Origin of the sequence: Longimicrobium sp., assembly GCA_036377595.1 — a bacterium.
Taxonomy (GTDB): domain Bacteria; phylum Gemmatimonadota; class Gemmatimonadetes; order Longimicrobiales; family Longimicrobiaceae; genus Longimicrobium.
The window spans coordinates 16,274-36,546 of record DASUYB010000124.1 but is presented as its reverse complement, the minus strand read 5'-3'; the positions used below and the strand labels follow the sequence as shown (position 1 = coordinate 36,546).

Here is a 20,273-nt window from a genome sequence, read left to right as displayed (position 1 = left end):
ATCCTACGTCACCGCGGGCACGCCGCTCTGCTGGATGAGCTTGGCGACCAGCGCGGTCCATCCCGTCTGGTGGCTGGCGCCCAGCCCCGCGCCGTCGTCGCCGTGGAAGTACTCGTGGAAGGGGATCAGGTCGCGCCAGTGGGGGTCCTGCTGGAACTTCTCCACCCCGCCGAAAACGGGGCGCCGACCCTGGTGGCGGATGAAGATGGAGATCAGCCGGCGCGAGAGCTCCACCGACACCTCCCACAGCGTCAGCATCCGCCCCGAGCCGGACGGGCACTCGACGGTGAACGACGGGCCGTAGTACCAGTCGAACTTCTGCAGCGCCTCCACGATCAGGTAGTTGATGGGGAACCACACCGGCCCCCGCCAGTTGCTGTTCCCCCCGAACAGCCCGCTGCGGCTCTCCGCCGGCTCGTAGCGCACCTCGTACGTCTGCCCGCCCAGCTCCATCCGGTACGGGTGCGCCGCGTGGTGGCGCGAGACGGAGCGGATCCCGTGCGGCGACAGGAACTCGCCCTCATCCAGCATCCGCTGCAGGATCGCCCGCAGCCGCTTCTCGCTCACGACGGCGAAAAGGCGCCGGTCCATCTCCCCCGCGCGGGTGACAGAGGCCGCGTCGCCTACCAGGTCGGGGCGGTTGCGCAGGAACCACTCGAGGCGGGCGCGGAAGCCGGGGAGGCGGTCGAGCAGTTCCGCGTCCATCGTCTCCACCGCCAGCAGGGGGATCAGCCCCACCATCGACCGCACCTTCACGTACGACATCCACCCATCGTAGTGCAGCAGGTCGTAGTAGAAGCCGTCGTCGTTGTCCCAGAGATCGACGCCCTCGTCGCCCATCGTGGCCGGGCGGTCGTTGATGGCGTGGGCGATGTGGAAGAAGTGCTCGAGGAATTTCGTGGCCACGTCCTCGTAGCAGGCGTCCTGCCGCGCCAGCTCCAGCGCGATAGCCAGCATGTTCAGGCAGTACATCGCCATCCAGCTGGTGCCGTCGCTCTGGTCCAGGTAGCCGCCGCCGGGAAGCGGCTCGCTGCGGTTGAACACGCCGATGTTGTCGAGCCCCAGGAATCCCCCCTGGAATACGTTGCGCCCCTCGGCGTCCTTGCGGTTCACCCACCAGGTGAAGTTGATCAGCAGCTTGTGGAACACCCGCTCCAGGAAGCTCGTGTCGCCCGCGCCGCGCAGCCGCCGGTCGATCTGGTAGACGCGCATGGCCGCCCACGCGTGCACCGGTGGGTTCACGTCGCCGAACGCCCACTCGTACGCGGGGAGCTGCCCGTTGGGGTGCATGTACCACTCGCGCAACAGGAGGACGAGCTGCTCCTTGGCGAAGTCGGCGTCCACCAGCGCCAGGGGGATGCAGTGGAAGGCCAGGTCCCACGCCGCGTACCACGGATACTCCCACTTGTCGGGCATGGAGACGACGTCGTGGTTGTTGAGATGCAACCATGTGTGGTTGCGCCCGCCCCAGCGCGCGCCCGGCGGCGGCGGCCCGGCGGGATCGCCGTCGAGCCAGCGATGCACGTCGTAGTGGTAGAACTGCTTGCTCCACAGCAGCCCGGCGAGGGCCTGGCGCTGCACCCGCCGCTCGTCGTCGCTCGCCTCGGGCGGCAGCAGCGTGGCGTGGAACTCGTCCGCCTCGCGGATGCGCGCCTCGAACACCGCGTCGAAATCCCCATACGCTTGCGACGGCGGCGCGTACATGTGCGCGGAGAGCCGCATCCGCACCGACGCTGCGCCGCCAGCGGGGACGGAGAGGCGGTACCACGCCGCCGCCTTCGTCCCCGTGCGCGCGGGGTTCACCGCCTCCTCGCGCCCGTCGACGACGCGCGCGTGGAAGGCGTCCTTCACGTACGGCTGCGCGTTGGGCGAGCCGAACAGGCGCTCGGTGTTGGTCTCGTTCTCGGTGAAGAGGAGATCGGGCTGCCCCTCGCACGTCCAGTGGTAGCGCCCGAGCGCGTGGTGGTCGGCGAGCACCTGCAGGCACGTCCCATCGCCGCCGTCGGGCGGGAGGAGGGTGAGCGTGGGATGCGCGCCGTGGCTGCTCCACGTCCAGTTGTTGCGGAACCAGAGGGTGGGGAGAAGATGGAGCGTCGCTTCGTCCGGCCCGCGGTTGAAGGCGGTGACGCGCACGAGGAGGTCGTCCGCGGCGGACTTGGCGTACTCCACCTGCACGTCCCAGTAGCGGTCGTCGTCGAAGATGCCGGTGTCGAGCAGCTCGAACTCGGGGTCGTCGCGCGTGCGGCGGCGGCTCTCATCCAGCAGCCGGTCGTACGGAAACGCGCGCTGGGGATACTTGTAGAGCGCGCGCATGTACGCGTGGGAGGGGAGATTGTCGAGGTAGAACCAGTATTCCTTCGCGTCCTCGCCGTGGTTCCCCTGCGGCCCCGTCAGCCCGAAGAAGCGCTCCTTGAGGAACGGGTCCGCGCCGTTCCAGAGGGAGAGGGCGAAACAGAGGCGCTGGTCCTCGTCGCAGATCCCCAGCAGCCCGTCCTCGTTCCAGCGATAGGTGCGGCTGCGGGCGTGGTCGTGGGGGAAGTACTCCCAGGCGTCGCCGCGCTCGCTGTAGTCCTCGCGCACGGTGCCCCAGGCGCGCTCGGCCAGGTACGGCCCCCAGCGACGCCAGGGCGCCGTCCCCGCGCGTGCCTCGTCCAGCCGCCTGTGCTCCTCGGTCATGGCATCTTCGGAGATGGAGATCGCGATGGAGAGGGGGATGGTTCCGGTTCGGACTACAGGGATTCTCGCGGCCGCAGGGGGGCCCCCTCCCCCCGGCCCCCTCCCCCGCTTCGCAGGGGCGGGGGAGAACTCAGCGCCGTGGATGGCTTCCGCGCTGAGGTCTCCCCTCCCCCCGATGACTGGGCGGCTACCCCTCCCGGTACGGGAGGGGTGGCGAGCCTGGGCGAGCCGGGGAGGGCGCCACGCGGGTGCAGCCCTCCGCCGTCAGTACATCGTCACCTGCTGCGTCAGCCCGCCGTCGACGTAGTACGTGCTCCCGGTCACGTACGCGGCCTCGTCGCTGGCCAGGAACACGGCCACGGCGGCCACGTCGTCCGGCTTCCCGAATCTTCCGAGCGGGATCTCGCTCACCGCGTTCTTGAAGGCGATCGGGTTGTCGAGCACCGCCTGGTTGATGGGCGTGGCGATGGCCCCCGGGGCGATGTTGTTGGCGGTGATCCCGTGCGGCGCCAGCTCGATGCACAGGTTGCGCATCATCATGCGGATGGCGCCCTTGCTGGCGCAGTACGAAGTGTAGCCGGGAAACGGGATGTCCTCGTGCACCGACGAGATGTAGATCAGCCGCCCTCCCCCGCCCTGCTTCACCATCTCGCGCGCGGCGGCCTGGCTCACCACGAACGAGCCGTAGAGGTTCACGCCGAGAACGCGGTTCCACTCATGGTCGTCCGTCTCCAGGAAGGGCTTGTTGATCTCGATCCCCGCGTTGCACACGGCGATGTCGATCCGCCCGAAGGCGCGCACCACCTCGGCCACCATCTCCTCCACGTCGTCGCGCTGCGACACGTCGGCCTCGATGGCGATGGCGTGGGTATCGAAGCCGTGCGCGGCGGCGAGGGCAACCTCGGCGTCCTTCGGGCTGCCGGGGCGGTAGTTGACGGCCACGTGCGCGCCCTCCGCCGCGAAGCGCGCCGCGATCCCCGCGCCGATGCCGCTGCTGGCGCCGGTCACGAGCGCGACCTTGTCCTTCAGACGCATGGATCCTCCCGGTGAGGTGAACCTGCTGGGGAGTATGGATGCGCGCGAAGCCGGCACGGTTTCACGCGCCGGCGCGGGTGGGCGGGCCGGATGGGGAGAACGGTGGAGAGTACGTTCGGCGAACCGGGGGCGCAAATTCCCCGTCACCCGGATACCCGCGGACCACGCGGGACAGCCCCGGCGAGCACGGTGCCGGTGGAAACCGCCGGTGCGCCGGGCCACCCCGGCCGACGGGGATAACGAGCAGAACGCTTCCCCGCGCGTGCCGACCCGGACATATTCGTGGACACGGGCGCCGGTCGTCGTTTCCCGCTGCCGGCGTCCCTCGCGATCCCGCTCCCGCGCCCCATCGCGCTCCCGCTCACCATGCCCGTCCTCGCCCGGCGCATCGCCAGCTGGTCGACCCTTCTCCCCGCGCCCGTGCGCACCGGGCTGCGCAGGAGCGGCGTGCAGTACGTGGCCAGCTACCTGGCGCGCTACCGGCAGGTGCACGCGCCCGACCGCTTCGCGGGCACGCTCGTGGGGCTCGCGGAGCGCTACGCCGCGGCCGGGCCGGCCGAGCGGGAGGCACTGCTGCGGCGGTTCGACGCCGTGCTCGACAGCCTGGTGCTTCCCAACGGTGTGGCCAAGACCACCTACCGGCGGCGGCAGAACGCGGCGCTGGCGGCGTTCCTGGAGCGCCCCGAGCGCCCGCCCGACGGATCGCCGCTGCGGGTGCTCGACCTCCCGTCGTCGAGCGGCGCTTCCAGCCTCGACACCCTGGCGCTGCTGCGGACCCGCTACCCCATCGGCGCGTACGTGCTGGGCGACCTCTGCCAGGAGGTGTACCTCGACCCCGAGACCGGGTGCGTCTACGACGCCGCGGGACGGCTGCTGCAGGTGCGGACGCCCGGCGGGTTCTTCAGCCTCTACCGCTCGTTCTCGGGGGGCGACGCGTACTCGCCGCTCACGCGCGCCGCGCTGCTCCCGCTGGCTCTGCGCGCGCGGCGGCTGCGGCGCCGGCACGCGCTGGCGCCGGGGCGCGGCCTCGTGCCCCTTCCCCTCGTCCATCCCGGCGTGCAGGAGCTGGCCCGCGGCGGCCAGGTCACCATCCGCGACATGGACGTGTTCGCGCTGGACGCCGAGGGCGAGTTCGACCTGGCCATCAGCTTCAACCTCCTGCAGCGCAGCTACTTTCCGCCGGAGCGGATCGCCCTCGGCACCCGCAGCCTGGCGCGCGCGCTGGCCGACGGCGGGTTCCTGCTGACCGGGAACAGCGAGTCGTTCGGGATCGCCCGGAAGCGCGGCGGCCGGCTGGAGTGGCTGCACCGCGAGGGCGAATGGTGACCCGCCCCCTCGCCCACGGCGGTCGCGGCATGATGGGCCCGCTCGCCCACGCGCTGCACCGCAGCGTCGTGTATCCCCTGGCCACCCGGCTGAGGGGAGAGGGGCGCGTTGCGGCGTACCTGCGCGAGCTGCGGGAGGTGGAGCGCCTCGATCCCGCGGCGCTGCTGCGCCGTCAGGACGAGAAGCTGGCCCGCCTCCTGGCTTGGGCGGCGGCCGAGTCGCCCTGGTACGGCGCGCGCATCCCCGCCGGCGTCACCGCGGCGAACGCCCGCGAGGTGCTGGCGGCGCTCCCGCTGCTGGAGAAGCGCACGGTGCAGGAGCACGGCGCGGAGCTCCGCTGCCGCGGCTTCACCGGCCGCGTCACCGCCAAGTCGACCGGCGGTTCCACGGGCGCGCCGGTGCGGGTGGACAAGGGCGCCGACGGCGTGGCGCGCGAGCGGGCGGTGACCTGGATGGCGCTGGGCTGGTTCGGGATCGGGCCGGGCGACCGCGTGGCGCGGTTCTGGGGAACGCCGCTCACGCCGGACCGGCGGCTCCGGTCGGCGCTGGCCGACCTGGCCTCGCACCGCATCCGCTTTCCCGCCACCCAGCTGGCGCCGGAGGAGCTGGACCGGCACTGGCGCCGGTGCCTGCGCTTCCGCCCGGCCTGGCTCTACGGCTACGCCTCGCTCCTCCACCTGCTCGCGGAGCACGTGGAGCGCCGCGGATGGGACGGGCGCGCCGCGGGGATCCGGCTGGTCGTTCCCACGGCCGAAGGGCTCTCGCCCGTCCAGCGCGAGGCCGTCCGCCGCGTGTTCGGCGCCCCGGTGCAGAACGAGTACGGCTGCGGCGAGCTGGGGGTGATGGCGTACGACTGCCCCCGGGGCGGCCTGCACCTGATGACCGAGACCACCCTGGTGGAGGTGCTCGACGACGAGGGACGCGAGGCGGAGCCGGGCGTGACCGGCGAGGTCGTGGTCACCGACCTGGTCAACACGCACACCCCGCTGATCCGCTACCGCCTGGGCGACCGCGCCTCGAAGGCCGCCGCGCCCTGCTCCTGCGGGCGCGGCTTCCGCACGCTGGCGAGCGTCGACGGACGGATCCAGGACGTGGTGTACACCCCGCTGGGCCGCCGCTGGCACGGCGAGCGGATCGACTACGTGCTTTCGCGGCAGTGGAAGGAGCTCGGGGGGTTCCGGCAGTTCCAGGTGGTCCAGACCGGCCCGGCCACGCTCGAGGTGCGGCTGGTCAGCGACGAGCCGCTCGCGCCGGTGCTGCAGGAGCGCATCCGGGCCGAGGTGGCCGAACAACTCGACGGGATGGAGGCCGTGGTCCGCCGCGTCGACGCGGTGGAGCGCGAGCCGAACGGCAAGCTGCGCACGGTGCGCAACGACTGGATCCGCGCGCACGACCCCGCGCGCCAGCCTGCCGACACCACGAAGTGACGGGCCGACAGGCGGATCACGTGATCGCGGCCCGCCGGCATCTCTGCCGGCGGGCCGCATCCGCTCCCGCGATCCACGGCACCACGCCTTCCGCCCGCGCCGGGGCTTCGAGCGGACCTTGGGCAGGTGATCAGAACCGGAAAGCGAGACCCACGCGCGTCCCGCCCTCGCGGGCGGCGCCCACGGTCACGTGCTGTGCCGCGGGCTCCCAGACCTCGCGCGAGCGGCTCCCCGCGAGCGCGCCGACCGTTGCACCGAGGATGGCGCCTCCGGCAACGTCGCGGACCACAGACTCACCGTCCGTGGCCAGGATTCCCGTCCAGATACGGTTGCGACAGCCGCCCTCCGAACCGCAGTTGTCGTTGTCCATGACCTGTTTCATCCCGGTGAACACCCCACCGACGAGCGCCCCGATCAGCGTCCCGCGCAGGGCGCCGCGCCCCGCGCTGCCGGGCACGTCGCGCTTTCCGCGGCTCACCTCCACCGCCTGGATCAGGTCCAGCGGGATGGAGACGGTCGCGTCGGGATTCGCCGCGCGGGTCCGGATGACGAGCGCGTCGGACGCAACCTCGTGCACGGTGCCCACCGTCCAGCGCGTGCTCGTGGTGCGGCGCTCCATCTCGCGGTCCTCCGCGGCGATGGCCGACACGCGCACGCGCGTCCCCGGGGCCAGGCCCTGCACCTGCGCGACCGTGACCTGCGCCAATGCGCGCGAGCACGCGAGCACCGCGAGGGCGGCGGTCAGCACAACCTGTGTTTTCATCGAGGTTCCTACGATGAGATGGGATGAGGAGAAAATCTGGAGGGTGCTGGTCGCACCCTCCACACGCATCCAAGAAGCACGATCTACGTCTTCGCCTTGCGCCCGCGCCGCGGCTTGGGTGCGGCGGGCGCGACCGACGCCACGCGCCCGTCCAGCATCGGCCGCAGGTACTGGCCGGTGAACGACTCGGAGACCGCGGCCACCGCCTCGGGCGGGCCCTCGGCCACGATGCGCCCGCCGGCGGGGCCGCCCTCCGGGCCCAGGTCGATCACCCAGTCGGCCGTCTTGATCACGTCGAGTTGTTCAGATACTTGGATAAGCGAGTGCGACACGAGCTAAGGACTGCGGATGTGCACGATCCGGAACTATTGCATACGCCGGTCCGGGTGGGCGAGCCAAGCGGGAGACGGGCGGCAAGAGCGCCTGAAGAAGCCAACCAACAACCGACATTAACGTGTGGCGCTTTCAGGCACCACCCGGAGTTTTTGGTGCGACTGGTAACACTGTACTTACATTGGGTCACCCTGAACGTACACCTTACCTTTCATCCCCGTCGGAGCATGCGGGTCACACTGGAATCTGTACACTCCTGGATCCATGCCAATTGCAATGTCGTATGTCTGCCCGGCATACGTGAGATATGGACCCGGTGAAGGAGGTAGATTGCCCGCACCCGGATTTTCGTTCGACGGAAACGAAACATTATGCACGGATACCCCGTCAGTCCTGAATCGAACGATGTCACCTCTATGGACGATAACACTGTCCGGCTCGAATCGGCCGGAAGCGCCGTCAGCCGTTGTAATCATCTGCACGTCATACACAATCGGTCTGCGAGAAGTCGACGTGGGTATCGTCTCAATCACCGTTTCCGCAAGCGCGGTATCTTGAGAGCCGTCGCGTAGAGGCGTGTTGGTGTTACGAGGCAATTCGATCATTCCCGACTTGAAGGCAACCGCCAGCATGAAGAGCAGAAGCACTAGCGCAACAATGGTATTTTGAACCCGTCGATCGGGCTGCTGCTTGGCTGCGGGGCTCTCGACCAGCGCTGTCCCCCCAAGAACCTGATGACCCTGATGCTGCTGGAGTTCGAAAACTGACTGACGCTGCTGGCTGCCAGAAATCGGTCGATACTGGTGGTCATCGAGGTCCTGTTTCGGCTCGAAACCGTGAGACACAGGAACTGTGTGAGAACTATACGAATGGAGGTGTTCCCAAGTGGTGATTACCTGCTTCGGGCTGATTCTCTCACTTTCCAGCAGTTCTAATATCTGAGTCCGGGAAATCGGTGGTGGTGTGCCCGAGGGGTCTTCATCCATCCAGGTAAGGAAGCTGCTATAGACATGGGTGGGAATCGCCCCTTCTCGAAACCACGAGGCAAGCAAGCCCTGTGCGCTCCGAAGTCGTTGTTTCTGTTCGTCATTCTGGCGCTGTAGCGCGATGTTGTATGCGATGACGGGATCTACTTCGGAATCAACACCCCAGTACTTGGGCCGCTGAGACACCAATCGTTGCTGGACATACTGCCTGAGATTACTGACGGTGACTGCACCGTCGCCATCTACATCAGCATCGCCGCTTCGTAATCCCTCGACTACACACCTTGTGAATGCGCCAAGCACTTCCCCATCTTCCTCCTGATCTTCGAAGGAGGCTTGGATCGCCGTTGACGAGGTCAGGATATGAAAGCCTGCGGTTTGCGCAACGCTCGCGCGTAGTTGGTCTTCCACCGCACCTCGAATCATCGCTCTCCCGACCGCACCACTAAAGCAGCAGTCCAACAAGAGGATGACGTTCCGGCACGGGGTGTTATCGACCAACTCCTTGATTTGTGTCAGTGGAAGTGAAGTCGTCTGTAGCGCATCGGAATTCGTGTTACGGGCAGCCAAGCATAGTTGGCCCCGCAGATTTAGTTTACCGTGACCGGAGTAGTAAATGAGAACCAGGTCATTACGCTCTGCTTGCTGTAATGTCGTGTCGAGCTTGAAAAGAAGATCGAAACTTGACCAATTCAAAAAGGTGGTGACGGAGAATGCTCCAACCGACGGATCTCCCAAGATATCACGGAGACGCAGGACGTCGTTGGTCGGACCGCGCAGGTCCGGTAGCGTCTCTTTATGGACGAATTCGGAATTCCCGATGAGCAGGGCGATTCGACGAGCCATCGCTGGCAAGAGTCGCTTTCAGTTGTCCAGGGCTACTCGAGAAATCGTTCAAGGCTGCTCAGAGTGGCGGTGACTTGGGAACCGGCCAAGTTGTTGGCATTTAGTTCCAACTTTGCGCCATCCTTGCGCTGCAGCTTGATTTTGATGGTTCGGTCACGTTCTATATAGCTGCGGATCACACGGATGAGAGCCAACCCGCCTGCTCCGCTCAGAAATGAGATAACAAGATGGCCGAGTTCTTCAACGCCTTTAGTTTGCGAATCGTTATCTGCAGGCGCGTCCATCGAAACGGAAAATGCTCCTGTTTCGCGTAGCGCCATCTGCAGGTCGTGCGAAAGTTCGCCCTCCACGTCGGGCCCCATCTCCGAAATGAGCGCAAGTTTGAACGTCGCTGCCATAGAGCCACACGTGATCGGAGGATGAGCTGGTTTCCAGCGGCAAGCTAAACCGCACATGTAGACAGGACAAGATTTCCGGCACCGCTGTTTTGTGCGGGCCGCGCGCCTAACCATGCGGGCGGGCAGGGTCAACGCGCTCGCGCGCAGGTACCTGCTGATGCGTAAAGCGTACGGCCGCCGAGCGCACGCGATGACGGAGCTTACCCCCGCCCCGCCTTCCGCCCCCGCCGCGGCTTGGGCGCGGCGGGGGCGACGGCGGCCACGCGGCCGTCCAGCATGGGCTTCAGGAACTGGCCGGTGAACGACTCGGAGACCGCGGCGACGGCCTCGGGTGGGCCCTCGGCCACGATGCGGCCGCCGGCGGGGCCGCCCTCGGGCCCCAGGTCGATCACCCAGTCGGCCGTCTTGATCACGTCGAGGTTGTGCTCGATCACCAGCACGGTGTTGCCGCGGTCCACCAGCTTGTGCAGCACCTCCAGCAGCATCCGCACGTCCTCGAAGTGCAGCCCCGTGGTCGGCTCGTCGAGGATGTAGAAGGTCTGCCCGGTGGCGATCTTCGACAGCTCGCTGGCCAGCTTCACCCGCTGCGCCTCGCCGCCGGAGAGCGTGGTCGCCGACTGGCCGAGGTGGATGTAGCCGAGGCCCACATCCGAGAGCGTCTGCAGGTGGCGGCGGAGGCGCGGCACGGCCTCGAACAGCTCCAGCGCGTCGTCCACCGTCAATTCCAGCACGTCGGCGATGGAGTGGCCCTTGTAGAACACCTCCAGCGTCTCGCGGTTGTAGCGCTTCCCGCGGCACACGTCGCAGGGAACGTACACGTCCGGCAGGAAGTGCATCTCGATCTTCACCAGCCCGTCGCCCTGGCACGCCTCGCACCGGCCGCCCTTCACGTTGAACGAGAAGCGCCCCGGCGTGTAGCCGCGCATCTTGCTCTCCGGCAGCTCGGAGAAGAGGTCGCGGATGATGGTGAAGAGCCCGGTGTACGTGGCCGGGTTCGAGCGCGGCGTGCGGCCGATGGGGCTCTGGTCGATGTCGACCACCTTGTCCAGCAGCTCCAGCCCGTCGATGCCGTCGTGCAGCCCGGGGATGGTCTTGGCGCGGTAGAAGCGGCGGCCCAGCGCGTTCCACAGGATGTCGTTCACCAGCGTCGACTTCCCGCTGCCGCTGACCCCCGTCACCGCGACGAAGCAGCCGAGGGGGATGCGCACGTCCAGCCGCCGCAGGTTGTGCTCGCGCGCGCCGCGGATCAGCAGCTCGTGCCCCGGCTGCGGCTCCTTGCGGTGCGCGGGGATGCGGATCTCCTGCTCCCCCCGCAGGTAGGCGCCGGTGAGCGAGTTCGGCGCGGCGATCAGGTCCTCCACCGTTCCCTCGGCGATCACCTCGCCGCCGTGGCGGCCGGCGCGCGGGCCGAGATCGACGACATGGTCGGCCGCGCGGATCGTCTCCTCGTCGTGCTCGACGACCAGGACGGTGTTCCCCAGGTCGCGCAGCTGGATCAGCGTTTCCAGCAGCCGCCGGTTGTCGCGCTGGTGCAGGCCGATCGACGGCTCGTCGAGGATGTACAGCACGCCGCACAGCCGCGAGCCGATCTGCGTGGCCAGGCGGATACGCTGCGCCTCGCCGCCGGAGAGCGTCTCCGCGCTGCGGCCCAGCGTCAGGTACTCGAGGCCGACGTTGACCAGGAACGACAGCCGCTCGCGCACCTCCTTCAGGATCGGCCCCGCGATCTCGCGCGAGATGTAGGGGAGCCGGTCCACGCCGTCGAAGAACGACAGCGCGTCGGACACCGGCATCGCCACCACCTCGCCGACGGAGCGGCCGTCCACCGTCACCGCCAGCGACTCGGGGCGGAGCCGCGCCCCGCCGCAGGTGGCGCACGGCAGGGTGGACATGTACTCCTCCAGCAGCTCGCGCGTGGACTCGCTGGTGGTCTCCTTGTAGCGCGCGGCCACGTCCTTCAGGATCCCGCCCCAGCGCAGCTTCGGCTGCCCCTTCTTCCCGTCGCCCGCCGGCGCGCCGTAGAGGAGGATCTCGCGCGCCTGCTCGGGGAGCTCGCGCCACGGGGTGTTCAGGTCGAACCCCAGCGCCGCCGCCAGCCCCTCGAGGATCGTCCCCCGGAGATGGCCGCGGGGGACGCCCCAGGGAAGCACCACGCCCTCCAGGATGGAGAGCGAGGTGTCGGCCAGCACCAGCTCGGGGTTCGGCTCCTTGCGCGTGCCCAGCCCGCCGCAGTCGGGGCAGGCGCCGAAGGGCGAGTTGAACGAGAACTGGCGCGGCTCCAGCTCGGGGATGCTCACCCCGCACACGGCGCAGGCGTACGCCTCGCTGTACAGCTGCCGGTCCGGCTCGCCGCTCTCGCCGTGGGCGATCACCTCGACCACGCCCTCGGCCGCGCGCAGCCCCTGCTCCACCGCGTCGGCGATGCGCGCGCGGTTCTCCTCGTCGACCTCCACCTTGCGCTCGACGAAGATGGAGATGTCGTGGTTGGCGCGGCGGTTGAGCGCGGGCGGCTCTTCCAGCCGGTGGTTCTGTCCGTCGGTGCGGGCGTGGGTGAAGCCCTTCTTCCGCATCTCCTCGAAAAGGTCGCGGAATTCGCCCTTGCGGCCGCGCACGACCGGGGCGAGCACCTCGACCCAGGTGCCCGCGGGGAGCGCCATCACCCGCTCCACGATCTGCGACGCGCTCTGCCGCTCGACGGGGAGGCCGCAGACGGGGCAGTGCGGCACGCCCACGCGCGCCCAGAGGAGGCGCAGGTAGTCGTAGACCTCGGTGACGGTGCCGACGGTCGACCGCGGGTTGCGCCCGGCGGTCTTCTGCTCGATGGAGATGGCGGGCGAAAGGCCCTCGATGGAGTCGACGTCGGGCTTCTCCATCATCCCCAGGAACTGGCGGGCGTACGCGGAAAGCGATTCCACGTAGCGCCGCTGCCCCTCGGCGTAGATGGTGTCGAAGGCCAGCGAGCTCTTGCCGCTCCCCGACAGGCCGGTGATCACGGTCAGCCGGTCGCGGGGGATGGCGACGTCGACGTTCTTGAGGTTGTGCTCGCGCGCACCGCGGACGATCAGGCTTTCTTCAGGCATCCCGAAAAGTTACCGCAGAAAGCCCCATCATTCAACCGTCCGGGGTGAGCGTCGAGCAAGACGAAGATGAACAGCGGGACGCCCGAGTGCGAGAGTGCGAGAGTGCGAGAGTGCGTCCGGCATGCGCGAGACGCGGCGGCACACCAGGCCAGCGCACTTTCGCACTTTCGCACTCTCGCACTGTTCTTTGGGCCTCCCCCGCGGCGCCATGCCCGGCGGCGTGGCGGTCGCGCAACATCCGTGGCGCGGGGCGGCAGGACGGCACGTGCAGGACGGGCGCCGCACCGGGGGCGCCGTGGCATCTCTTTGGGCACCCAACTAAATGGGAGACAAACACTTAGCGCCGACGGAAGCATTGACCGGCATCCAATTCGCTGTTATGATGTGTGCTTACCCGCGCGACGCAGCGCGGACGGGTCGATAGTCTCTCCAGTTCAGCCAACTTCCGAGCAGCCAGCGTGCGCCGCCCCCACCCCGGAGTCCGGGGCACAGGCGCCGTTCGCACTGACCAGTACCCACCGACCAAAGGCACCCCGGCCGTGAGGCCGGTCCGCAAAGCCAGGAGTCTCTCCGAGACCGTCCGGCCGCCGAAGACGGGTTCCCCCGTCGGCGCAAGCGCGCCGACCCCCACCTATCGTGATGGAGGTCCGATGAAGCGGTACGGAATGTTCTCGGCGGTGCTCGCGGTCGTCCTGGCGGCGGGCGCCTGCTCCAACGACGCCACCGCCCCCCTGGCGCCGCGCGCGCCGTCGCTCGACGCCGCGGCCGATGCCGGGCAGTACCTGGTGCTCTTCAAGGGCAACAAGGTCCCCGCCGAGTTCGCCTCGCAGGTGCAGGCGCTGGGCGGCACGGTCGTCTTCGCGCACTCCGGGGTGGGGCTGGCCACCGTGTCGGGGATCGACGCCGCCGGCGCGGCGCAGATCGGCGCGCTGGGCGCGGTGCAGCAGGTGGCGGCCGACGCCGCGTTCACCATCGACCAGCCGCAGGCCGCGGCCGAAGCCGACGCCGGCGAGATCGCCGCCGACGTGGCCAACAGCCAGACGAACCCCACCACGGCCGCGCGCTACTCGTGGCAGTGGAACATGCGGCTGATCCACGCCAACAACGCGTGGGCCGCCGGCAAGCTGGGCTCGGCCTCGATCACGGTGGCCATCCTCGACAGCGGGCTGGACTACGACATCAACGACCTGAACGGCCTGGTCGACCTGTCGCGCTCCACCTCGCTGGTAGCCTCCGACAACGCGCTGCGGGCCACCTACTTCCCCACGCGCAACCCGGTCACCGACTTCAACGGGCACGGCACCAACGTGGCCACGCAGGTCAGCAGCAAGGCCTTCGCGCTGGCCGGCGTGACCTCGCGCACCACGCTCATCGGGGTGAAGGTGCTGAGCCGCACCGGCGGCGGCACGGTGGGCACTACCCTGAACGGCGTGCTGTGGGCGGCCGACCACGGCGCCAACGTGGCCAACATGAGCCTGGGCGGCGGCTTCGCCAAGGCGGGCAACGGCCAGCTGGTGTCCATCATCAACCGCGTGTTCAACTACGCCAACCGCCAGGGCATGCTGATCGTGGTGTCGGCGTCGAACGACGCCGCGGACCTGGACCACGACGGCAACCTGATGGTCACCTACTGCAACACGCCGCACGTGATCTGCGTGTCGGCGGTGGGGCCCGAGACGGCCACCGCGAACGGTGACCACTTCTCGTACTACAGCAACTTCGGCCGCTCGGCCATCACCGTGGCGGCCCCCGGCGGCAACGCCGACGCGGCGCACGCGTTCGCGGCCTCGGCCTGGCCGTGGGGCACCGACATCGCGTCGTGGGTGTGGTCGTACTGCCCCAAGAACCGCATCGCGGGGCTCACCCCGGCCGGCGTGCCCATCCTGACCACCTGCGCGGCGGGGAACCGGCTGAGCGGCTTCATCGGCACCAGCCAGGCGTCGCCGCACGTGGCGGGGCTGGCGGCGCTGCTGATGGCCGAGACCGGCAACACCAACCCGGCCTACATCAAGAACCGCCTGGTGTCGTCGGCGCTGGACCTGGGCGAGCCGGGCACCGACCCGTTCTACGGCCACGGCCGCATCGACGTGGCCAGCGCGCTCGGCCTGTAGCCGCGGCGTAGCTCGGTAAAAGATTGGCCTCACGCAGAGCAGCAGAGGCAGCAGAGAGCTCATCTCCGCTGCCTCTGCTGCTCTGCGTGAGGCCTGTTTTTTTCCTGATTCTTCCCTCACCCCCCGCGCGCCAGGCGCACCGCCGCGGCCACGATGGCGATGCCGAGCAGCGCGTTGATCCGCGCCAGCCACGACGCCCATCTCCGCGCGCGCAGGGCGTCGGGCGATCCCGCGGCCAGGCGGCCGGCCCGCGGCCCCAGCCAGAAATCGTGCATCGCGCTCACCCCGACCATCGCCAGCACGGACGCGAGCTTCCACGCGAGGGCGTGGCCGTACGGCGTGCTCCACATCTCCGCGTGCAGGATCGCGTCGCCGCGCAGGGCGCCCGCGAACGCCAGGTTGCCGATCCCCGTGGCCACCAGCATCGCGATGGCGATCCATCCCACCGCGCGGAACTGCCGCCCGATGCGCCCGAACAGCCGCGCGCGCAGCTCCGGCGGGTCGATCGAGCGGAGCACCGGCGCGCCGACCACGGCCAGGAAGAACATCCCCCCGAGCCACAGCATCGCCGCCAGCACGTGGATCGTCACGTTGAGGAGATAAAGATTCCGCATCGCCCCTGATATCGACTCCGGGTGAAGTGTGGGTGTGTCCGACCGGATCTCGTGCTGCCGCAGTTATAGATCCTTCGGCCTGCAAACGCTTGCACAGACGCTGATTACGGTCTGTCCGGCCTCAGGATGACGTCGGCGCGGACCGGTCCGGGTGCATCAACCGGATTCACGGATTTCGCATGAGATGAAGGTCGCGGAGACGAGCCGATCCCCCCCGCGCAACCGCCGATCCCACCTGTCCGGTCCCGAACCCGCTATCTACGTAGACACCGATCAGAACCGCTCCCCCCTGGCCTCGCGGAGGTGGCTGCCGACGGGGCGGATGCGTCCCCACATGGTCCAGAAGTAGAGGACGAGCCCCGCGGCCTGGCCCACGCCGCCGGCCAGCACGATCCATCCCAGCCAGGGCGCGTGCACCCACGCGCGCGCCGCCTCGGTCACCAGCCGCACGGCGGTGGAGACGGCGAGGAGCCAGTACGCCGCCTCGATGCGTTGCGGGCGGTAGCGCGCGTCGTCCTTCTCCGGGCGGGGGAAGAGCCAGAGCGCCACGCCCAGGATCAGGAACATGACGAAGCCCACGAGCACCGCGTGCGCGTGGGCCGACACCAGGTACGGGCTGGGCCAGCGGCCGCCGACCTCGCGCTCCGCCAGCATCCACACCCCCATCACCAGCCCGGCGGCGCCGAACCCCAGGCCGGTCTTGATGAACCTCCGCACCAGCGAATACACCCGTGCCCCTCCCTGCCGTCAGTCGCGGTGCGGCACAGCAGGGATCACGCCGCGGTGGCCGGCATGGTCGCCAGCGCGGGGCGGGCGGCGAGCGGCGCCGCGTCTCCCGCGGCGGGGATGCGGACTGTCACCCGCGTCCCCACGCCGGGCGCGCTGTCGAACTCCACCGTGCCGCCCACGTACATCGCGCGCTCGCGCATCCCGAAGAAGCCCAAGCAGGGCTCGCGCGCCTCCGTCGCCTCCACCTCGAAGCCGCGGCCGTCGTCGCGGACGGTGGCCACCACGACTCCCTTCTCCGCCGCCACCTCCACCTTGGCCTTCGCGGCGCCGGCGTGGCGGAGGACGTTGGAGAGCGCCTCCTGCACGACGCGGTACAGCGCCAGCTCGCCGTCGGCCGCCAGCAGCCCGTCGGCGTCGCCGCCGTGCACGGTGATCTCCACCCCCGAGTGCGCGGAGAGACGGCGGCAGTACCCCTCCAGCGCGGCGAGGAGGCCGACCTCGGCCAGCGTGGGCGAGTGCAGCATCCCCGCGAAGTCGCGGATGCGGTCGGTGAGGCCCACGATGTCGTCGCGCAGCGCATCCAGCAGCTTGTCGCGCGACGCCGCGTCCGTGGCGCGGCGGGCGATGCGGAGCCGCAGCAGGAGCGCGGAGAGCGTCTGCGCGGTCTCGCCCTCGAGCTCGTGCGCCATGCGGACGCGCTCGCTCTCCTGCGCGCGGAAGGCGCGGGCGGCCACCTCGCGCAGGCGCTGGCGGTCGGCGGCCAGGCCGTCGAGCAGGCGGTTGAACACGCGGATCACCCGCTCCAGCCGCGGATCGGCCATGCGGGGGAGCGGCGCGCGCGCGTCCATGCGGCCGCCGGCCACCTTCTCGGCCGCGTGCTCCAGCGCGTCGAGCGGGCCCAGCGCCAGGCGCAGCACCGCGGCGTACAGAGGCAGCGTGAGCGAGGCGCACACCGAGCCGATCAGCAGGAAGAGCGCGACCGACGCCAGCTGGGGCGCGCCGCTGAGCAGGCGGTGCGCGGCCGCGGCGCTGGCGGTGGCCACCAGCACCACCACGGCGGCGTTGGCCAGCAGCACCTTGTAGAACACCGGCATCCGCAGCAGCACCCGGCCCAGCCGGAGCCGCGCGGCGCGGCGGGGATGCTTCGTCTCGTTCTGCGGCCAGCTCATCGCCGCGCCTCCTTTCTTCGCGTCGCCTTCGCGCCCGGGCACACCGTTCCGGGTGACGTCGAGGAGGAAAGCTACGCCCGGGGATGATGCCGGTCAGTCCGCGCCCGCCTGAAACCGTTGTGGGGCACCTCCCTACCCCGCCTCTCCCCACACGCGGGGAAACGATCTCTCACGGATGAGGGAGATGGGTGGGAGCGATCGGAGATCGCGTCGGGCCAGAGGGGACCGGCGAATGAATTCACTGCAACAAGAGCACAAAGTCGCTGCGCGACTGCGGCCGATGCATCTTCTCGTATTGCCGGCGCATGCGTGGTCGAAAGTGAGCCGCCAGTTGCAGGGCGCCCTCCCTTGGGGAGCCTCCGTGCCGCGGCCGCGATAATCCTGAGTATTCGCCCGGATGCGTCCCCAGCAGTCCCGCAGGGACTTCGTGCAGTTGTTGCCGCGAATTCATTCGCCCGGCGGACCCGGCGGCGGACTTGGCGAGCCCAGCGGCCCCGGCGAGCCCGGCAATCCCGGCGCGGACGGCCCGATCCCCCCACCCTCCGCCCGCCGCCGCTCGATCTGCTGGTCCTCGAACGAGACGGGGTCCTCGATCGGCTCCAGGTGGGTGAACACGGTCGATTGGGGGATGGCGGCGCGGATCTCCTCCTCGATCCGCTCCAGCAGCTCGTGGCCGCGCTGCACCGTCCACGCGCCGGGCACCAGCACGTGCACCGAGACGAAGCGCCGCATCCCCGCCTGGCGCGTGCGCAGCGCGTGGTACTGCACGCCCTCGGCGGCGAAGCGCTCCAGGATCTCCAGCACGATCGCGCGGTCGCGCCCGGGGATGGCGGTGTCGAGCAGCCCCAGCGCCGAGCGCCGCATCAGCCCGATCCCGATGCGCACGATGTTGAGCGCCACCACGATGGCCATCACCGGGTCCAGCCAGTTCCACCCCGTCACCGCCACGGCGGCCACGCCGATCACCACCGCCACCGTGGTCCACACGTCGGCCAGCAGGTGGTGCGCGTCGGCCTCCAGCGCGATGGAGCGGTATCTCCGCCCCGCGCGCAGCAGCATCATCGCCACCACCAGGTTCACCACCAGCGCGAGGAGCGCCACGGCCACGCCGACGGCCGGCTCGCGCACCGGCTGCGGGTGCATCAGCCGCACCGCCGACGAGTAGGCGATGCTGGCCGCGGCCACCATGATCAGCGCGCCCTCGAAGCTGCTGGCGAAGTACTCCGCCTTGCCGTGCCCGTAGGCGTGCTCCTCGTCGGGCGGGCGCGCGGCCAGGGTCAGCATCGCCAGCGCCATGACGGCCGCGGCCAGGTTCACCAGGCTCTCCAGCGCGTCCGACAGCAGCCCCACCGAGCCGGTAACCACGAACGCGCCGAACTTCAGCGCGATGGTCACCACCGCGGCGGCGATCGACAGCCAGGCGAAGCGGGTGAGCTGGGGCTGGTCGCTCAAGCGGACCCTGCGTCAGGACGTGAGTGGCGTCAGGTTCGGGAGACGCGCGAAGCTGGCGAAGCCGCCCCGCCTCCGCAATGCGCGCGCCCCCGGCGGCGCGTGGGAGGTCGCCGCACCGGCGGCGGCGCATCGGGCACGGAGCAGTTCGCCCGTTTCCGAACAACTGCACATCGACTTGCAAATTAAAGAGATAGCTGGTGATGGAGATGGCACGCGCGTTGCGTTCTTCCTCTACTGCCGACGACGGCTCCGGTGCCCACGCACCGGAGCCGATTTTCGTTGAGGGAAGGCCCCCAGCCGTGGTCCACGAGACCTCGAGGGGCGCCCGCGGGTCCCGACGCCGGGACCGCCGCGCGCAGGCCAGCGCGCGGAGCACGGGCGCCGGTGGCGAGCGGGAGCAAGGGCCCGAGGACGACCGCGAACTCGAACGCCACCGGAGGTCCGTCATGCGCCGTATTGCCATCTCCCGCACCTTCGCCATCGTCGCGGCAGCAGCGGCCGCCGCCGCGTGCTCCAGCCCCACCTTCGCGCCGGGCGGGCAGCTCTCCGCCAACCAGGTGGTGCCCGCGTGCGTGTACTGCGGCGGAGGCGGACGGTCGTACGTCCCGCCCTTCCTGACCGACCAGGCCATCAACGTCCCGCAGGAGCAGTCCGTGATCCTGCAGGCGCACTGATCCCGGGATGCCGGGCGCGGCCTCGCCGCGCCCGGCCGCGCCTTCCCCCATCCCCCCGCCCCGGCGAGATTTCCCCCGTCACGGAGATCTCGCGCTCACGAAACGGTTTCCAGCGACCGATGCCGAACGGCAAACATCCGCCCGTCGAGGTGCTGCTCGGCCTGGGCGCCAACCTCGGCGACCCGCGCGGGCAGCTGGCGCGCGCGGTCGAGGCGCTCGGCGCGTTCGTCGGCGAGGTGCGCGCGTCGTCGGTCTACCGCACCGAGCCGGTGGGCCACCGCGACCAGCCCGACTTCCTCAACCTGGTGGTGCGCGGCGTCACCGCGCTGGCGCCGGAGGAGCTGCTGGACCGCATCCTCGGCGTGGAGCGGGAGATGGGGCGCGAGCGCACCTTCCGCAACGCGCCGCGGGTGATCGACATCGACCTGCTGTCCTATGGAGACGAGGTGAGGGACGATCCGCGGCTCACGCTGCCGCATCCCGGCATCCCGCACCGCGGCTTCGTCCTCCATCCCCTCGCGGAAGTCGCGCCGGAGTGGGTCCACCCGGTGCTCGGGATGACGGCGCGGGAGTTGCTTTCGGCGGCGCCGCCGCTGGAGCGCGTCGAGCGTGACGAAGAGGGCGCGGGCCGGCGGCGAGGTTGATGACGCGCGG

General features: G+C 69.7%; 16 protein-coding genes and 1 riboswitch. Of the genes, 5 read left to right on the top strand and 11 right to left on the bottom strand.

What is annotated here, in order from left to right:
• Window positions 1-3: 3 nt before the first annotated feature.
• The gene (locus tag VF092_21995) at window positions 4-2,676 is read right to left on the bottom strand and encodes a hypothetical protein (protein HEX6749981.1); all 2,673 of its coding nucleotides are present in this window, start codon (window positions 2,674-2,676) and stop codon (window positions 4-6) included.
• 264 nt (window positions 2,677-2,940) lie between these two features.
• On the bottom strand, window positions 2,941-3,711 hold the full coding sequence (locus VF092_21990) for a glucose 1-dehydrogenase (GenBank protein ID HEX6749980.1): 771 nt from the start codon (window positions 3,709-3,711) through the stop codon (window positions 2,941-2,943).
• 366 nt (window positions 3,712-4,077) lie between these two features.
• Between VF092_21990 and VF092_21985 the strand changes: the two genes are divergently transcribed.
• Both VF092_21985 and VF092_21980 read left to right on the top strand, forming a co-directional pair.
• Entirely contained in the window at window positions 4,078-5,037 is a 960-nt protein-coding gene (locus tag VF092_21985) for a class I SAM-dependent methyltransferase (GenBank protein HEX6749979.1), read from the top strand.
• Window positions 5,034-6,464, top strand: a complete 1,431-nt coding sequence (locus tag VF092_21980; GenBank protein HEX6749978.1) for an AMP-binding protein — start codon at window positions 5,034-5,036, stop codon at window positions 6,462-6,464. The genes VF092_21985 and VF092_21980 overlap by 4 nt, the downstream gene beginning before the upstream one ends.
• 130 nt (window positions 6,465-6,594) lie before the next feature.
• On the opposite strand, the gene VF092_21975 is transcribed toward VF092_21980, so the two are convergent.
• The 5 genes from VF092_21975 to uvrA all read right to left on the bottom strand — a co-directional run bounded on the left by VF092_21975 (window position 6,595) and on the right by uvrA (window position 12,870).
• Window positions 6,595-7,227, bottom strand: coding sequence for a hypothetical protein (locus VF092_21975; protein HEX6749977.1), 633 nt, complete (start codon window positions 7,225-7,227; stop codon window positions 6,595-6,597).
• Between the two features lie 83 nt (window positions 7,228-7,310).
• Window positions 7,311-7,520: a hypothetical protein gene (locus tag VF092_21970; GenBank protein HEX6749976.1), complete on the bottom strand. Its 210-nt coding sequence runs from the start codon at window positions 7,518-7,520 to the stop codon at window positions 7,311-7,313.
• A 216-nt stretch (window positions 7,521-7,736) separates the two neighbouring features.
• A complete protein-coding gene (locus VF092_21965; protein ID HEX6749975.1) occupies window positions 7,737-9,392 on the bottom strand; it encodes a caspase family protein in 1,656 nt (551 codons plus the stop codon).
• A 32-nt stretch (window positions 9,393-9,424) separates the two neighbouring features.
• Window positions 9,425-9,790 carry a hypothetical protein gene (locus VF092_21960; protein HEX6749974.1) on the bottom strand — a complete coding sequence of 122 codons (366 nt, stop codon included), beginning with the start codon at window positions 9,788-9,790 and terminating at the stop codon, window positions 9,425-9,427.
• 200 nt (window positions 9,791-9,990) lie between these two features.
• A complete protein-coding gene (gene uvrA / locus VF092_21955) occupies window positions 9,991-12,870 on the bottom strand; it encodes an excinuclease ABC subunit UvrA (GenBank protein HEX6749973.1) in 2,880 nt (959 codons plus the stop codon).
• Window positions 12,871-13,387: 517 nt separating this feature from the next.
• Window positions 13,388-13,462, top strand: a riboswitch (cyclic di-GMP riboswitch).
• Window positions 13,463-13,520: 58 nt separating this feature from the next.
• On the opposite strand from uvrA, the gene VF092_21950 reads away from it, so the two are divergent.
• Window positions 13,521-14,981, top strand: coding sequence for a S8 family serine peptidase (locus VF092_21950; protein ID HEX6749972.1), 1,461 nt, complete (start codon window positions 13,521-13,523; stop codon window positions 14,979-14,981).
• 116 nt (window positions 14,982-15,097) lie between these two features.
• Here the strand turns inward: VF092_21950 and VF092_21945 are convergent, their stop codons facing one another.
• From VF092_21945 to VF092_21930, 4 genes are all read right to left on the bottom strand, one after another.
• A complete protein-coding gene (locus VF092_21945) occupies window positions 15,098-15,595 on the bottom strand; it encodes a DUF4149 domain-containing protein (protein ID HEX6749971.1) in 498 nt (165 codons plus the stop codon).
• 273 nt (window positions 15,596-15,868) lie between these two features.
• Window positions 15,869-16,324, bottom strand: coding sequence for a hypothetical protein (locus VF092_21940; GenBank protein ID HEX6749970.1), 456 nt, complete (start codon window positions 16,322-16,324; stop codon window positions 15,869-15,871).
• A 44-nt stretch (window positions 16,325-16,368) separates the two neighbouring features.
• The gene (locus VF092_21935) at window positions 16,369-17,493 is read right to left on the bottom strand and encodes an ATP-binding protein (protein HEX6749969.1); all 1,125 of its coding nucleotides are present in this window, start codon (window positions 17,491-17,493) and stop codon (window positions 16,369-16,371) included.
• 447 nt (window positions 17,494-17,940) lie between these two features.
• Window positions 17,941-18,945 carry a cation diffusion facilitator family transporter gene (locus tag VF092_21930; GenBank protein HEX6749968.1) on the bottom strand — a complete coding sequence of 335 codons (1,005 nt, stop codon included), beginning with the start codon at window positions 18,943-18,945 and terminating at the stop codon, window positions 17,941-17,943.
• A gap of 446 nt (window positions 18,946-19,391) precedes the next feature.
• Here VF092_21930 and VF092_21925 point away from each other — a divergent pair, with 446 nt between their 5' ends.
• Window positions 19,392-19,619 carry a hypothetical protein gene (locus VF092_21925; protein ID HEX6749967.1) on the top strand — a complete coding sequence of 76 codons (228 nt, stop codon included), beginning with the start codon at window positions 19,392-19,394 and terminating at the stop codon, window positions 19,617-19,619.
• A gap of 119 nt (window positions 19,620-19,738) precedes the next feature.
• Complete coding sequence (gene folK / locus VF092_21920) at window positions 19,739-20,263, top strand: 2-amino-4-hydroxy-6-hydroxymethyldihydropteridine diphosphokinase (GenBank protein ID HEX6749966.1); 525 nt, start codon at window positions 19,739-19,741, stop codon at window positions 20,261-20,263.
• Window positions 20,264-20,273 lie beyond the last annotated feature (10 nt).